General features: G+C 49.9%; 18 protein-coding genes. 9 read left to right on the top strand and 9 right to left on the bottom strand.

The window, feature by feature from the left end; translation table 11 throughout:
- Positions 1-46 precede the first annotated feature (46 nt).
- On the bottom strand, positions 47-337 hold the full coding sequence (locus PAT3040_RS23135) for a hypothetical protein (protein WP_087570530.1): 291 nt from the start codon (positions 335-337) through the stop codon (positions 47-49).
- Between the two features lie 95 nt (positions 338-432).
- On the opposite strand from PAT3040_RS23135, the gene PAT3040_RS23130 reads away from it, so the two are divergent.
- On the top strand, positions 433-1,419 hold the full coding sequence (locus PAT3040_RS23130) for a metal-dependent hydrolase (RefSeq protein WP_108994547.1): 987 nt from the start codon (positions 433-435) through the stop codon (positions 1,417-1,419).
- Between the two features lie 802 nt (positions 1,420-2,221).
- Here PAT3040_RS23130 and PAT3040_RS23120 read toward each other — a convergent pair.
- Positions 2,222-2,431, bottom strand: coding sequence for an alpha/beta-type small acid-soluble spore protein (locus PAT3040_RS23120; protein ID WP_087570528.1), 210 nt, complete (start codon positions 2,429-2,431; stop codon positions 2,222-2,224).
- A 139-nt stretch (positions 2,432-2,570) separates the two neighbouring features.
- On the opposite strand from PAT3040_RS23120, the gene PAT3040_RS23115 reads away from it, so the two are divergent.
- The 3 genes from PAT3040_RS23115 (at position 2,571) to PAT3040_RS23105 (ending at position 4,865) form a co-directional block, all read left to right on the top strand.
- Positions 2,571-2,762: a DUF5325 family protein gene (locus tag PAT3040_RS23115; protein ID WP_087570527.1), complete on the top strand. Its 192-nt coding sequence runs from the start codon at positions 2,571-2,573 to the stop codon at positions 2,760-2,762.
- Positions 2,763-2,886: 124 nt separating this feature from the next.
- Positions 2,887-3,969, top strand: coding sequence for a permease (locus tag PAT3040_RS23110; RefSeq protein WP_108994545.1), 1,083 nt, complete (start codon positions 2,887-2,889; stop codon positions 3,967-3,969).
- Positions 3,966-4,865 (top strand): TIGR03943 family putative permease subunit, encoded by a 900-nt coding sequence (locus PAT3040_RS23105; protein WP_108994544.1) that lies wholly within the window; start codon positions 3,966-3,968, stop codon positions 4,863-4,865. Before PAT3040_RS23110 ends, PAT3040_RS23105 begins: the two co-directional genes overlap by 4 nt.
- 117 nt (positions 4,866-4,982) lie before the next feature.
- Here PAT3040_RS23105 and PAT3040_RS23100 read toward each other — a convergent pair whose 3' ends face one another.
- Positions 4,983-5,366: an O-methyltransferase gene (locus PAT3040_RS23100; protein WP_087570524.1), complete on the bottom strand. Its 384-nt coding sequence runs from the start codon at positions 5,364-5,366 to the stop codon at positions 4,983-4,985.
- A gap of 281 nt (positions 5,367-5,647) precedes the next feature.
- On the opposite strand from PAT3040_RS23100, the gene PAT3040_RS23095 reads away from it, so the two are divergent.
- The 3 genes from PAT3040_RS23095 (at position 5,648) to PAT3040_RS23090 (ending at position 7,945) form a co-directional block, all read left to right on the top strand.
- Complete coding sequence (locus tag PAT3040_RS23095) at positions 5,648-6,910, top strand: methyl-accepting chemotaxis protein (RefSeq protein WP_246608851.1); 1,263 nt, start codon at positions 5,648-5,650, stop codon at positions 6,908-6,910.
- A 146-nt stretch (positions 6,911-7,056) separates the two neighbouring features.
- Positions 7,057-7,260, top strand: a complete 204-nt coding sequence (locus PAT3040_RS37345) for a hypothetical protein (RefSeq protein WP_181376783.1) — start codon at positions 7,057-7,059, stop codon at positions 7,258-7,260.
- Between the two features lie 25 nt (positions 7,261-7,285).
- Positions 7,286-7,945: a polysaccharide deacetylase family protein gene (locus PAT3040_RS23090; protein ID WP_108994594.1), complete on the top strand. Its 660-nt coding sequence runs from the start codon at positions 7,286-7,288 to the stop codon at positions 7,943-7,945.
- Positions 7,946-7,998: 53 nt separating this feature from the next.
- Here the strand turns inward: PAT3040_RS23090 and PAT3040_RS23085 are convergent, their stop codons facing one another.
- The 4 genes from PAT3040_RS23085 to PAT3040_RS23070 all read right to left on the bottom strand — a co-directional run bounded on the left by PAT3040_RS23085 (position 7,999) and on the right by PAT3040_RS23070 (position 11,816).
- Positions 7,999-8,652, bottom strand: coding sequence for a 3D domain-containing protein (locus PAT3040_RS23085; RefSeq protein WP_258235116.1), 654 nt, complete (start codon positions 8,650-8,652; stop codon positions 7,999-8,001).
- Positions 8,653-8,764: 112 nt separating this feature from the next.
- Positions 8,765-9,541, bottom strand: a complete 777-nt coding sequence (locus PAT3040_RS23080) for a CAP domain-containing protein (RefSeq protein ID WP_087570522.1) — start codon at positions 9,539-9,541, stop codon at positions 8,765-8,767.
- 257 nt (positions 9,542-9,798) lie between these two features.
- Positions 9,799-10,824, bottom strand: a complete 1,026-nt coding sequence (locus PAT3040_RS23075) for a Gfo/Idh/MocA family protein (RefSeq protein WP_108994543.1) — start codon at positions 10,822-10,824, stop codon at positions 9,799-9,801.
- 218 nt (positions 10,825-11,042) lie between these two features.
- Positions 11,043-11,816 carry a sugar phosphate isomerase/epimerase family protein gene (locus PAT3040_RS23070; RefSeq protein WP_087570520.1) on the bottom strand — a complete coding sequence of 258 codons (774 nt, stop codon included), beginning with the start codon at positions 11,814-11,816 and terminating at the stop codon, positions 11,043-11,045.
- Between the two features lie 396 nt (positions 11,817-12,212).
- On the opposite strand from PAT3040_RS23070, the gene PAT3040_RS23065 reads away from it, so the two are divergent.
- Positions 12,213-12,440, top strand: coding sequence for a 3-dehydroquinate dehydratase (locus PAT3040_RS23065; protein WP_087570519.1), 228 nt, complete (start codon positions 12,213-12,215; stop codon positions 12,438-12,440).
- 86 nt (positions 12,441-12,526) lie between these two features.
- Here the strand turns inward: PAT3040_RS23065 and PAT3040_RS23060 are convergent, their stop codons facing one another.
- Positions 12,527-13,807, bottom strand: a complete 1,281-nt coding sequence (locus PAT3040_RS23060; RefSeq protein WP_108994542.1) for an MFS transporter — start codon at positions 13,805-13,807, stop codon at positions 12,527-12,529.
- Between the two features lie 267 nt (positions 13,808-14,074).
- Between PAT3040_RS23060 and PAT3040_RS23055 the strand changes: the two genes are divergently transcribed.
- Positions 14,075-14,992: an ROK family protein gene (locus tag PAT3040_RS23055; RefSeq protein ID WP_087570517.1), complete on the top strand. Its 918-nt coding sequence runs from the start codon at positions 14,075-14,077 to the stop codon at positions 14,990-14,992.
- Here the strand turns inward: PAT3040_RS23055 and PAT3040_RS23050 are convergent.
- Positions 14,954-15,618, bottom strand: a 665-nt coding sequence (locus tag PAT3040_RS23050) for a TetR/AcrR family transcriptional regulator (RefSeq protein WP_219930308.1), incomplete at its 5' end; no start/stop codon positions are given. The genes PAT3040_RS23055 and PAT3040_RS23050 overlap by 39 nt on opposite strands.

Genomic DNA, 15,618 nt, shown 5'->3' with positions numbered 1-15,618 from the left:
TGTCATTCGCATGGTTCGTCACCCCTGGACGGCGTTGCGCGATGTCTCAGGAAGGCGAATGAGCAGGCTGGAACGTCCATACATGAAGTTTGGCTGAACCCCCAAGTATCATCGGTGTCAATACAGCCCAAGAAGAACGCTCGCTGCAGCGTTCTTTTTTGATTCGCTCCGCCTGTGCGACATCGGCTGCTCTCCAGATTTCGACGAACAAGCCCGGCTGATCCGTCCCCTCGTACAGCTCGACGCCCTCCGTCTCCTTTAATAATAATTTCGTTGCCGCCTCATATTGCTCCTGAAATTCAGGGCTGATCCGATATTCCGCGAAAGTAATAAACATCTGGCGCAAGTCTCCTTTCGATTGTGATAAAGTTGTCCCACTTCGGGCGATACTATGCTTAATCGCACATCATGAAGGAGGTTGGCATACCGCCAATGGATACAGGAACACATTTGGTAATGGGTATCGGCTTGGCCGGTCTCGCCGCGGTTGATCCCGTTGTCGCCGCAAGTCCAGTCGTTCACACTGCCGTGCTGCTCGGCACGGTCGCGGGCTCCCAAGCTCCCGATCTCGACAATCTGCTCAGACTCAAGGGGAACGCATGCTACATTCGCAACCATCGGGGACTTTCGCACTCCATTCCGGCCATTCTGATATGGTCGGCAGCGATCACCCTGATTCTTCAGCTGCTCTACAGAGGGAGCCTGCCTTGGCTGCACGTCGGAGGATGGGTACTGCTGTCGGTCGTTCTTCATGTATTCACCGATTTGTTTAATGCATACGGCACCCAAGCCATGCGTCCATTCAATGAGAAATGGATTTCCTGGAACATTATCCATATTTTTGACCCGCTCATTTTTTCGGCCCACCTGATAGCCATTTTACTGTGGGCAACGGGTCTCGTAAATCCCGCTATTCTGTTTCCGGTCATGTACCTGTTCCTTGCCGGTTATTACGTCTGGCGGACGTTAGCTGCTAAAGCAACGGTCCGCAGACTTCGAACGCTTGATGCGAGCCATCGGCCCAACGATTCGTATTTCGCTATTCCGACCATCTCGATGTCAATCTGGAATATCGTCAAGCATAGCGAGGACGGCACGTTCTACGTCGGCAATTTAAGGGGGAGCAAGCTTAGTTGGGTCGACAAGGTACGGTGCTCCAGCCATCCTGCAGTCGAGAAGTCCAAGAACGATGCGGCCATCCGTTCTTTCCTTTACTTTACAAGTTTTGCATGCGCCGATGTCAAGGAGCACTCCTGGGGATATGAAGTCCGATGGTGCGATGTCAGGTACCGTCACCGCAAGCAATATCCTTTCGTCGCCGTACTTCTTATGAACAAGCAATACGAGACAGTAGGCTCTTATGTGGGCTGGCTGAGCGACGAGCGATTGATGAAGCGGCTGCGCATGGATACGTATTAATGTATTAACGACTTACGTCTTACGTCTTCGGCAAGAGCGAAGGCGGGTGATTGACTTAAGCATGCCCCTTCCCCCACAATGGTAAGGGGCTTTTATTTGGGGGCTTTCCAAGTCACTTCCGCCTATCGGACATAAATGACGCTATTTTTCGTTTTTTTAGGTTTTAGAAAATCTAACGGACAAACAGAGACTGTCGATTCATTGTGGACGGCAGCTTAGTTAAGTAAAGGCTGATCGTAATCCACACCACAGTCGCTATTTCGCAAAAATGGGGCCTGTTCAAATTGTAACGGATACAGACGACCTTACTTCCGTCAAAACCGCATAGAATGGGCGGAATTGCACCAAATAGCGTCATCGGAAACGGATTATTATAGCGGAAAAATCAGCTTTATTGTGCTCAGTCGGGGGCAAACGGTCCATTATAGTAGAAGAATCCGCTTTATTTTGCTAAACCGGGGGCGAACGGTCTATTATAGCGGAGAAATGCGCTTCATTGTGCCATGCTGGGGACGAACGGACCATTATAGTAGAAAAATCCGCTTTATTGTGCTAAGCCGGGGGCAAGAACAGGCGAGTAACGTGGACGAATGGATTTTTATGTTTCATTGGGGCTACTCGAGCCAGATATGTATCAAAGAGCAAAAAGTGCCGCTGAGATCCGTTCGATTTTTCAACCGTTTTTATCTGCACATGGAACTTGCTTACTTTCCACAAGTTTGGAAATCGCATAACTTCCCATAAATAAAAAAACCCAAGGTTTCCCTTGGGTCTCTGACGATCGCTTGTGTATAATAATCGCTTAACGGTTTCCACCAGACAATTGTTGCTCGGCGATTTGGACAAGCTTCTTTGTGATATAACCGCCAAGCGAACCTGCATCGCGGCTGGTTACATTACCATAATAGCCATCTGCCGGTATTTGAACGCCCAATTCCTGTGCTGCCTCAAGTTTTAATTGCTCCAGTGCTTGCGATGCTTGTGGGACAATAAGTTGGTTGCTACGTGACATCAGGTATTCTCCTTTCGTCCTCTGCACTTGTTTGTGTGATGCAAGCTTGCAAACTTATTATGTGCACATCTCCGCAAACTATGCTGCAAGCTTAAAAAATATTTTACGCTGTTTCAAAGCGTCAAGGAGAGTTTCTATTATGTCCAAAACATTGTCCATGTTTTTTGCCGTATTGTCCATTTTGTTCATGAGCGCGACGGCGATATCCATCAGTTATAACGGTTGGTTCGTCCTGTTGTTCGGCATGCTGTCGCTCTTTAGCATAGGGGCAGGCTTTATCGTAAAAGCAAAGCTTCGACGCAAGGCGGAGAAGGCCCGTAACGGGGAATAAGCCTTCTCCATTTTTACTTCCAAATGTTTGTCCTATCGACAGACTTTTTCGCATAGGTTATAGTATGAGCATCATCCCATATCGTAATAATTACTAATTAGTCACGAAGAGGAAGGATGTACATATGCGAACCACATTATTCCGGATAGGCACGCCTGCTCTGGCAATCGGCTGTTTGATCATGATTTTCCTAATTGCGACGAATCGCGAGCTGCCGGCCGTTGCATGGAACGTCATATTAAATCCTGCCAATTTTCAATCCTTCAAAATTTTATTTATCAGCATTATTTTGGAAGCATTCCCGTTCATCTTGCTCGGTATCTTGTTCTCCGCGCTGCTACAAGTATTCGTTACGGATGAGATGATTCGCCGTATGATGCCTCGCAACCCCGTTGCCGGCGTCCTGGTCGGAGGACTGTTGGGTATTTTCTTTCCCTTATGCGAATGCGGGATGATCCCTGTCGTCAGACGATTGATTCGCAAGGGGATGCCGGCTTATATAGGAATCGTATATCTGCTTGCGGGACCCATCGTAAACCCCATTGTGTTCTCGTCTACCTTCATGGCGTTTCGTACAAGCCCGGAGATCGCATACGCCCGCATGATCGCGGCGTTTGTCATCGCTGTTTTGATTGGTCTACTGCTGTCCAGGTTTATGAAACAAAGCCCATTGCGTACAGATGGCAGACATGCCGCTAAAGGCGTCGCTCACTTTCATCATGAAAATAACGTTCGTGTGCATGATCACCTTCAGTCGAATCCCCATCTACATAACACCATTGACTTTAAGAAGGGGCGGATCAGAAGCAAAATTTCCTCGACGATGTCGCATGCTTCCGAAGAATTTTTTGAGATGGGACAGTACCTGCTTATCGGCGCGTTGCTAACAGCCGTGATTCAGACGGTCGTAGGCAGAGACGTATTGGTCGGCTTCGCGGGCGAGCCCATGTTTGCTTATCCGTTCATGATGGCTTTTGCATTTATTCTTTCCATTTGCTCTACATCCGACGCCTTTATCGCTGCTTCGTTCAACGGCATCTTCCAGCCGGGACCGCTTCTTGCCTTCCTGGTATTCGGTCCCATGGTCGATTTCAAAAATACGCTAATGCTGATGTCCACTTTCAAGCTCCGGATCGTCGCCTTGCTTATAGCTCTTACCGCTGTACTGACCGTAGCCGCAACTCTCATAGCCGAGGTGATTCTATGACGACGACCCAGCATCTTATCCGCTTCCTGCTTCTTGCCGGATTCGCCATGTTAATCGTCTATTTGTTCCGCACGGGCGACATGACACTGTTTATCGCTCCGAAAATGGAGCTGCTCGTGAAGTTGTCCGCAATAGGATTATATGCGGCCGCCATCTATCAGCTGTACGCAGCGCTTAAAGCGCGCAGAAAATCGCATGCCGCGGATTGCGATTGCGATCATCAACATTCTTCGTCGAGGACAAAAAACATCTTCGTTTACAGTCTCTTTATCCTTCCTTTGACTCTTGGCTTCCTGACCCCTACCGGTACTTTGGGCAGCGCACTGGCCGCGAAGAAGGGAATGAGCTTCACGGGCAACGAAATGATATCGCGGTCTGCGACAGAGACAAGCTCGGATCCCGTTTCGTTGTCAACAAAAGGCAGCTCGGGCAATAATAACGACAATACCCTGGACGAGCTGTTCCCCTATGACGAATATACGGTCGATCACGCCAGGCTCGCCAAGCAGCTGTACGAACAGCCCCTCATCGTGGTCCCGGAGGGCCGATTCATCGAAACGTTGACCGCGCTTGATTTGTATCGCGACGCGTTTATGGGCAAAGAAATCGAAATAAGCGGCTTCATCTATCGCGAGGAAGAAATGGGAGAAGATCGAATGGCGATCAGCCGGTTCGCCATGAATTGCTGCTCAGCCGACGCGCTTCCTTACGGTCTGTTGACGACATGGCCTAAGGCTAACGAGTACGCCGAAGACGACTGGGTCAAGGGCACGGGAAAGCTATCTATCTCGAATTATATGGGGAACGAGATACTTACGGTTGAATTGACCAAAATCGAACGGATTCCGGCTCCTGCTTCTCCATATGTGTATCCCGATCTGGAATTCGGATTCTAAGGGAACATCGCTTCAGCGACGGCTGGTTCCGCATCGCAACCTTGCGATTACTTCCGCACGCAGGGTTCAATGATGTTAGGCCAGCCGTCCTACTCGGATTTCCTCCAAATGATATCGTCAAGCCAATCTTTGAGGGGTGTAGCGGCTGTTCCATGCAGCCATATTGTAATTAGATTCGTACAAGACGCTTGCCGACCACGTATTGCTGCTGGGTTTCACTGCAAAATCATATAAAATTTCGCCATGCGTCCAATCCCTCCTATATTTCAATGCTTCGATTGCCAGCTGACGGAATGCTTGTACCTGCTCCTGTGTTAACCCCCTGTCCTTGCCTTCAAGCTTGCCGTCCCTGCTTTCGATAGGATGATGTTTCATCCCGAACTTTCCCACTGCATTATTGCGAATGCAGATCTGCACGGTACCGGCTGCCGCATTCGTCAGCTCACCCTCCAACTGCCTGAATACGAAGTCTACTTGTCTTGCCAAAGATACCATTTCCATACTCGATAACCTCCTTTAGTGTTTCGACATTCTCACCTGCTGCTTCGACACCATCTGACGAAATCAAACATCGAATTGTCATTAATGGTAACATTGTCCATTATTTTCATCACCGAAAAAATACTTGGTAATTTCCGAAATTTCAATTGCGCTGAATGTCCTACATAGCTGAGTATAAAGTATCATAATTGCATTTCATTTATTAGGTCGACAATTATAGACCAAATTCGGGTCCAATGTTATAATGTGGTTATTCTAATAAAAGGAGCGCTTACATAATGATCCAATGGTACTACTCGCTTTCGGTGCGCAATAAACTAGTAATAACGACGTATTTCAATTTAGCGCTATTTGCCATTATTGCGATTCTTACGACAGCGCTCGCAAGCGGCCCGCTGCTTGCTATGATCCTGATTTCAATCGTGCTTGCAATTGCCGCATATCCAACCATTGTATTCGTGGACAAGGCCATTACGGGATCTTACGACGAGATCTCCGGCGCGGCCTATCGGATTGCAAAGGGAGATTTCACCCAAAAGATCGATATGTCAGCCAACTCCGGAGCTGGAGAACTGGGTCACTCCTTTAACAGCATGGTTGACAAGCTTCGCGATATTCTTACAGAGACTTCCAACATCATTCGTCACGTAGCCGAAACAAGTCGTGGCATATTCGATAAAAACAACAGCATTCAGACCGCCATGGAACAAGTTGCCGCATCTGCAGGGGAGCTCGCTACAGGAGCGAACGAAATTTCCGAGGACGTCTCGGATATGAGCAATTCCATTAACGAGATCGAGGAAAAGGTTGGCGCCTACGCCCATTCCACCAAAGAAATGAATGCGCGCTCCGATCAAACGATCGCCATCGTGGGACGAGGCAGGGAAGCATTGGAGATTCAAGCGGAAGGCATGCAGCGCAACATTGACGCCACTGCGCAAGTATCCGCTACGATTGAAGAACTTGCTCGCAAGGCGCAAGGCATATCCGCCATTACGACTACGATCTCCGATATCGCCGAACAAACCAATCTGCTGTCCCTAAACGCTTCCATCGAAGCGGCACGAGCAGGCGAGCATGGCCGCGGCTTTGCTGTTGTAGCTCAAGAGGTTCGCAAGTTGGCCGAGGAATCAACGTCTTCGACAAAGCAGGTATTCACGCTCGTAAAGAGCATTGATGAAGGCATTCGACTCGCGATCAACAATATGAAGGTTAACGAAGATGTCGTTAAGCTGCAGAGCGAGCACATTCGCCAGTCCGAACAGATATTCCAGGAGATCGAGCAAAGCATTCAATTTATTACGAATCAAATTTACGCGTTCTCGCAAGAGAGCGATGCCATGCTGGAGAGCGCTCGCCAAATCTCCGGAGCGATCCAGAACATCTCGGCGATTACTCAGCAGTCCGCTGCCGGCACAGAACAAGTATCCGCCTCCATGAACGAGCAGATCGCATCCGTTCAAGCCGTCGTACAAGAGACCGAACGCATGTTGTCCATGGCGACACAGCTGCAGCGCACGATTCAAGTATTCAAGATGAAATAATACAGCTTGCTTATCCTACTCAGCACCCAGACCGGGTGCTTTTTCTTTTGCCACATAATCGCTTGCGTGACGTATGAAGGAACCGACCTGCGGGGAACCTACCCCATACACCATGCCAACAAGCTGCAAACATTACAGAAGAACGGATGAACCTGATTGATTATCAAATATGGGAAACTCGCAGTCGCAGCCGCAACAGTCATCGCGCTCCTATTTTCAGCCGTACCTTCCAGGTCAGCTGCCGAAGCTGCGCCACAACAACAAAGCAAACAAAACGCTGCAGTAAAAGCGAAGCAAAAGAGCAGACCGCAGCAGAAGCGGGGACAGAAGCAAAAACAAAGGCAACGTAGACGGCCTGCAGCCCAGAAAGTGGATATGTCATGGGTCTCCTTGCATAAGCAGTACCCGAATGCCTTTTTGTTAAACGGTCCACGCAATCTCAAACGTGTAGCGCTGACGTTCGACGATGCGCCAGATCCACGGGTCACGCCTCAGATTTTGGATGTGTTGTCCCGCTATCGGATTTGCGCCACCTTCTTTGTTGTAGGAGAGAGGGCATCCAAACATCCGGATTTGGTCCGTAGAATTATTAGCGAAGGCCATATCATCGGCAATCACTCCTACAATCATCCCGTCTTCTCCAAGCTGCCGCTGAGCAAAGTCCAGCATCAAATCTGGCAGACGGATGGCGTCATTAAACGGATCGCCGGCGTAACGCCGCTCTTGATCCGCCCGCCTTACGGCGAGCTGCTCCCGCAGCAGATTCGTTGGAGTAAAGGCTCCGGTTATACGATCGTGAACTGGGATGTCGATTCCGAGGATTGGAGACGGAATCCTTCCAGCGCAAGGGTGCTTGCAAATATCCGCAAAACGTTGCAGCCCGGTTCGATTATTTTACAACATGCAGGCGGGGGAGAAGGACAAAGCTTGGATGGAACAATCCATGCACTGCCTGTTCTGATCGAATCCCTGCAGGGCAAAGGGTATGAAATCGTGACGTTGCCCGAGCTTTTAGGCAAGCGGGCGTATCGTTAATTCCGGATTTCCCGTAAAGAACAAAAGCGCTCCGTCAAAGGAGCGCTCATTCATTATTGCAGGATATATACCGTTACATCTTGGAATCCGAACTTTTTGGCTTGCTGAGTCGTTCCGGGAACAAAGATATCGATCCGGTTGCCCTTGATGGAACCCCCTATATCCGTTGCGGTGGCGATCATGCCGCCTGCTGGCAAGCCATTGTAGCTGTACCCTTTTACGAATAATTTCGTTCCAAGCGGAATCATTTTAGGGTCAACGGCAATTGTGCCAACCTTGAGATTATTGCCGAAGTAATCCACCGCTCCCCATTTGCCATTTTCCGATGCCGCCGCCGTATAAGCCGTCGCTTTTACCTGCAGTTCTTTTTTGTAGATATGCTTCGTGCCGCCGGGCGCTGTTACCGTCATCGCAGCAGGCGCTGCTTCCTTTTGAGCAGGTACGGGAGCGGACTCTTTGCTTAAGGCAACAATGTCCTGACCGGGAATGACCATCTCGGATCCGATTTGCAGTTGATCCGCAACCATAGTATCGTTTGCACTCATTAGTTTCTTAAGAGGCACTTTGTATTGTAACGAAATTTGCCAAAATGTATCATTGGGTTCAATCTTATGTGTTTGTTCCGCAGCTTGCGCGTTGCCTGCGAATAGGGTTGTAGCACAAGTTAATGCAACAGTAGTCAAAGTAGTCAACATCCATTTGTTCAAAACGTTGTACCTCCAAAAAATGATTTGCCGCCGACGGAGAGAGGCCGCTATCAATGGCCAGTCTCTCCCTCAAACCGCATGGAATCACATCACGAAATACGAAACTTAAAGACTAGCCAGTAAACATTTGCACCCATTCACCGTTTACATATCCCACGCCAATCTTCGTAAAGCTCGCATTCAGGATATTAGCTCTATGACCAGGGCTGTTCATCCAATCCTGCATAACCCGCGCCGGAGTTGGCTGACCGGAAGCAATGTTCTCGCCCGCGGATCTGTAAGTGACGCCAAAGGATCTCATCATGTCGAATGGCGAGCCGTAAGTCGGCGAAGTATGGCTGAAGTAGTTATTTACGTCCATGTCTCTTGCCTTCTCCGTTGCTACTTTGTTCAACAAAGCGTCAGTCTGTAATGCTTTAAGACCAACCTTCGCACGCTCTTGGTTGACTAATGTGACAACCTGCGTTTGAAACTCTCCCATTCCTGTGCCGGTTGTCGGCGCTGGAGTCGGCTTCACCGTAGGTGCAGGCGTCTTCGTCGGCGCTTTCGTAGGAGCAACGGTCGGAGCCGGAGTCGGCTTAGCTGTAGGAGCCGGCGTTACGGTCGGCTTTGGCGCGGTAGTCGGATTAGCCGTTGGAGCCGGAGTCGGCTTCGTTACATCACCTGGCCACTTAATGACGATCCCATTGTACGAAAAGTTGATTTTGTTAAGGTCGATGCCATATTTGGACGCTATATCGTTAATTAGTGTGTAATTGATGTAGTTCAATTGCATCTTGAAACCGTTATCTCCGGCTGCAGCGTCCGCCTTCGGCACGGCAAAACCTGTACCGATCATCGTAGCCGCCAACAGGCTTGCTACCCCGATCCGAATGGATTGCTTTCTCATAAATCAATTCCTCCTAATTCTGCTAGAATTGTTCGGATATCCTTCCGACGTCCCTTATCTTAGCATGAGGGGATAACCACTTCATGACACAATAATTGCCATTCGACACAAAAAAGGGAGCAATCCATTGTCCCGCCTGCTTTATTAGAATCTACTCATTGCGCAACAAATCTCGTATTTGTGCTTTAAACACAAAAAAAGAAGACCTCCGAAACATGCCACGGAGGACATGCGGAGATCTTCAGCTATACCGAAAACTAGTTGTTTACTTTAATGAATTGACCCGTTGCTTGGGATTCGAACGCGCACAGGATTACCTTAAGCGATTTGCGTCCGTCTTCTCCGGAAACAGCAGGCGTCGATTTCGTCAGAATGCTCGTCAGGAACGCATCTACAACACCGCTTGACTCTTGTTTGTCGTTCGTAGAGATAGCGCCTACTTTATGTTTCTCGACAGAACCGTTGCGCAGCTCAACGATAACTTGATCGTCCGGATGCGTACCGATTTTCATAACGCCGTTCTCGCACCAGAGGATCGTGCTGTTGTCTTCGCCTCTGTAATACGTCCAGCTTGCTACGAGCGTGCCGATCACGCCGCTCTCCATACGAAGCACACACGAAGCGTTGTCGTCGACTGCCGTCCCCTTCTTATCGAGAGTGCCTACGAGAGCCGCGATTTCCGCCACTTCGTCATTTAGCAGCCAACGGATCAAGTCGGATTTGTGTACGCCGAGATCGCCCATGGCTCCCATGATCGCTTCATCCTTGCGGAAGAACCAGCTGCTCGCGCCATCAATGCTCCAAGCGTCAGGACCCGGATGGCCGAACGAAGTACGGAACGTCAGCACTTTGCCCAGAATGCCGGATTCAAGAATTTGTTTAGCCTTCACATGCGGAGGCATGAACCGTTGGTTGTGGCCAACCATCAGATTGACGCCATTGCTTTTAGCCGCTTGAATCATCGCTTCCGCTTCGGCGTCCGTTGCAGCCATCGGCTTTTCCACAAGCACGTGAGCTCCGGCGTTGGCAGCCGCGATCGACATCGGCGCGTGGAACGCGTTAGGCGTACACACGCTGACAGCGTCCGGCTTTACTTCAGCCAGCATCGTCTCATAATCGGAGAAAGCCTTGCCGCCATGTTTGGCTGCGTACTCTTCCGCACGTTCGATAATGGGATCGACGAAAGCGACAAGCTCTACGTCGGCGTGTGCAGCATATTCGGGAATATGACGATATTTGGAGATGGAACCACAGCCAATGACGGCTACTCGAACTTTAGACAATGATTTCCCCTGCTTTCTATAAGTGGTGGTTCAAAAAGTCCAATTTTGATTACGAAGTAACTCGGGAAGTATATCGACATCGAATCTTGAATTCAGCCGGCACTTCCGGTGCTCACGTAGCTTCCACTACGCTCCGCTCCTCAGTCCCTACTCTTCATCCAACCTTCTCGGTACTGAAAATCGGACTTTTTGAACTCGATCTAATAATAACTTTCTAATTAGAATTGGTTCAGATAATTATTTTTCAGCCACTCCATGCTTTCCGCAACGGATTCCAGCGGCGGATTCGCGCAAGTGTCCTGCTCGACGATGAGCCATTCGACGTTGGCTTCTGATGCTGCGCCGATAATCGGCACAAGCGGCAAATCGCCCCGCCCCAGCTCCACGGTGTCAATGCCTTTACCCTTCTCGCCCGCACGGAAGTCCTTTAGATGAAGAAGCGGCAGACGGTCGGTATACTTCTTAATATAAGCAAGCGGATCCTTGCCGGAATATTGCACCCAGCCAATGTCCATCTCTACTTGCAGATGCTCGGGGGCAATACGCGCATAAAGGGCGTCGAATACGATCTCGCCGTCGATCTCCACTTCGAATTCGAAATCGTGGTTATGATAAGCGAACGTAATTCCTTCCTCGCGGAATCGTTTGCCGAACTGCTCGAATTTCACGAGATGGCCCCGCCAAGACTCCGAGTCGCGCTCCTCGAGCGGCAACCATGGGCAGATTGCGTAATTCGCGCCAATCGTTTTCAGGAAAGCGATTTCATTCTCCAGATTCGTATCCAGCGCCTGCAAACTGATATGGCTTCCGATTGCCGTAAGCTTCAGCTCTTGCAGCAGATCACGCAAAGACTCCGCCTCAATCCCGCCGTAGCCGGCGAATTCTACGCCTTCATATCCCATTGCAGCAACCTTGCGGAGCGTTCCCTCGAAATCTGTGGCCGTTACGTCACGAAGCGTGTACATTTGCAAGCCAATGCCCATCCGTTTCATCATACCGCTCTCCTTTATATGGATTTGTCATCTCTTAACTTTGTGCTTGTACGACCTCTATCATTATATACATCTTATGGAACAAAAAACAGTTGGCATATTAGCTTATTTTTATGCGATTTTGTCTTCTGGCTCGCTTCGTATCCATGTATGATGGCTGCCGGGCGAGAACATATGCATGTTTTTCCTCCATCCTATTGCAAAATGTAATGATTACGTTATACTGTAAACACATTGATTACGTCATTTACCGAATTATGAGAAGATTGTAACCATTTCATCACTTTTTTTTAATAAACATTTAAGAATTGTCCTTTACACTAGGAAAAACGATAGCCATTTCGACTTTTTGCGCTAATGGCTAATATATCCGTCATAGGATGGAGGTTATCCATAATGAAAACCATGCTGTTATTTCAGAATAAAACCATACCCGTTTACTTAACCGATACGAATAGGCAAGCAATCGACAAATTGTCTACTGTACTTAACAGGAAGCTGACCACCGGAAAAAACGCGCTTAAAAAATGTATCAGCTCGCTGATAAGCGTCGAAATTATCGGCAGCGAAGCAACGCTGCATTCCTTGTACGAGCGGGATACGCTTACGATATCGTTGTACTGATGTCCGTCGGCGTTTACATGCCCCACAAGAAAGAGACGAAACAGGCCTCCGTTGCCCGTTTCGTCTCTTTCTCGTTATCATCTAGATCAGAGACTATGCGTCTTGCCCCGGTTGCCCCACATAAACAACCATGTTCCGATCCAGCCGCAGATCGAAGCCGCAATAAGCAAGGCGCTCATGGATATGTCGGACGTGAGGCTCGTGCCTAGCAAAGGTCCAATCGTTCCCCTGATTCCGAACGACATCAAATGGATGCCGAATACCATCGCCTCCCGTCCCGGCGCCAGGCGAAAGACAAAGGCAAGAATGCCAATATCCCAAATGGCGTCTCCAATGCCTTGTATGGCGTTGCCTGCCAATACTACGGAATAAGTTCCCCATATTCCATATAACATCGGAACGATTGCATAAGCGCTGATGCCAACCATCAGGGTATACTTAATGGGAAATCTGTCGATCATCATGCCCGCAATCAAGAATGTAAGCAGCAGCGCCGTATAATAGGCAACCCTTGCATATCCGATCTGGATATTGGACAGCTCCAGCACGTTCACCTGAATGATCTGATACAGCGGAATGGCGAACATGTTCCCGAACCCGGCGAACGTGGTTGCCAGCAGGAAGACGCCTAGCGTTCGGTTGTGCCTGACAAGCTTCCACTGCTCCTTGAAGTCAAAGCTTGGCCGTTTCCTCCGATTATCCGCTTTTTGCGCAAATTCATCTCCCTCTTGCCCCCCGCCCGTAACGATCGAAATGCGCTTTTTCGATAATTTAAGCGTATTAAACAATCCGATCGACAGGACGCCCATAAGAGAGGCGGCTATGAGCGGACCGGTTGGTCCATGCGCTTCCGCCCAACTGCCTACCAAATAAGCAAGAGGAATCATCAGCACTCCCATGGAAACACGTACATAACCCATCAGCCGTCCCCGAATTTCATTAGGGTACATCCGGGACACCAGCGATGCATAAGCCGGCGCCTGAATGCCCATCAACAGTTGGAACATCATGGCCGCTGCTACATATATGCCCGGTTCGGGAAGGAATGCGGGCAATAGCAGCAGCATGCGCCCGACGGCGTTGGGAATAATGATGAACGGCTTGGGATTATCCGCTTTTTCGATCCAACTGGCCCATAACGGAGAGAAAATGAGTCCGACGGCAGGGGCAGCCGCAAGCAGTCCAACCTGCAATTTATCCGCTCCCTGTTGAAGTGCAAATGCAATGTAGAATTGATTCATGACAACGTTGAACATGCTGAATAACACGGTTGCGCCCACGTCGACGCGCAGATTTCGCCACACCCTTGCCGTCATGGGCATGCCGAGCCTAATCGTCTGATACTCTTTCCTCTGGATCCGTGCCATATCTGATCGATACCTTCTTCGCATAGTTGTCGGAACGGACGGAGGACCCTCTGCGCGGGCAAAGGATCCTCTACTCATAATGTCTCATTCGACCCGATCTTACTACACTACCGATTCTTTGTACAGAAGAACTTTGCACGTCCGGGCATCGCTTTTTCGCGCCAATGATTTCCCCGTTCCTCCCGATATGATAGACTGGTGATTATAGAGTTTGAGCTCGAACTTTTAGCATTTTTGTATTCGCAATCTTAGTTGGGGGAATTGAACATGAACAACATTGCCGTAGGAATTGACATCGGAGGCACCAAGATCGCAATCGGGCTCATAGCCCAGAACGGGGAAGTTATCGCCAAAAGTTCGCTGAAAACCGATCTCTCCCTGGAGCCGGGAGAGATGCTGGGCCAGGTGGCAGACGTCGTAAATAAGCTTGCCAATGAACAGGGTTTAGCCCTTAATCAGTTGAAAGGGATAGGAGTCGGCGCCCCTGGACCGCTTAATACGAAGACAGGCCGTCTGACCTGCCCGCCCAATCTAAAGAGCTGGTGGGATTATCCCGTCGTCGAACGGCTAGCCGAGCTGCTGCCCCTCCCCATCCGCATGGAGAACGACGCGACCGCCGCAACGCTCGCCGAGAAGTGGGTCGGCGCCGCTCAAGATGCCGACCACTTCATCTTTATTACGATCAGCACGGGCATTGGGGCTGGCATCTACTTGCACGGGAAGCTGATTACGGGTTCGACGGGCAATGCCGGGGATGCCGGATTTTTGATCGTACATCCGCAAGGACCAATCGCCAAGGACCAAGCTTCCGGTTTTTGGGAGCTGCTGGCTTCCGGCACCGCCATTGCGAAGCAAGCCAGCGAGCTGCTTGGCAAAGAGATTACTTCCAAGGAAGCCTTTGACCTCGCGGCGCAAGGCGATCCGGTTATATCCCCGCTGATCGAGAAAGTATACACTTATATCGGTATGGGCTGCGTGTCGCTAATCAACCTGCTTGATCCTTCCAAGATCGTTATCGGAGGAGGCGTCTCTCAAGTAGGCGAACCTCTATTTTCCGCCGTGCGTTCATACGTTGCCGCCCATGCCTTAAATCCCAGCGGCAGAGAGACCGTCATCGTGCCGGCCAAGCTCCGGCAGGATGCAGGTCTAATCGGTGCGGCTGCTCTCGTCCACTGCAACTACTAAACCTCTTATATAGCTGTTTAATACGAAATGGATGCTGGCTTTTACATCTACCGGCATCCCGAATCCGCCCTTCTGTCCGATACTTGCGAAGCCGTGCAGAAGGCTGCGGAACCCCCTAACCGCATGAATCGCTTCTTCTCCGCGGATGCCCAAGGTTTGCACCGCCTCGATCATTTTTGCGACAAGGCTGCTCGCCAATTCCTGCTGCAAGTCCGTACCTCCCGCAGGCGACTTCAACGTCAATTCGTACAATCCCGGACATTCTTCGGCGAAAGCAAGATAAGCATCTGCATAAGCGAGCAATCGCTCCCCATTCGGTGCTCCCTTTTCCGCTGCGGCGAACCTATCGTTTAGCAACTTCAGCCCTCTCGTCGCAAGCAATTCCTTCAGCTCCGGCAATCCATTGACATGATTGTAGAGCGAAGGCGATCGAACGCCCAGTTCTGCCGCCACCGAAGCCAGCGTAACCTGCTCCAAACCTTTTGTGTCAGCTATGGCAGCAGCCGTGTTCAGGATCGTCTCGAGCTGCAGTCCTTTTCTCGGCGTCATATTATGCTCCCTTCCCCTTCCGTATCCAGGCTTGCTCGGCATCGGCAATTGCCGCGAGCATCGCATCCACAGGTTGT

Source organism: Paenibacillus agaridevorans (assembly GCF_003112455.1).
Lineage (GTDB): Bacteria > Bacillota > Bacilli > Paenibacillales > Paenibacillaceae > Pristimantibacillus > Pristimantibacillus agaridevorans.
The sequence above is the reverse complement of the archived record's forward strand: the minus strand, read 5'-3'. Positions and strand labels throughout refer to the sequence as shown.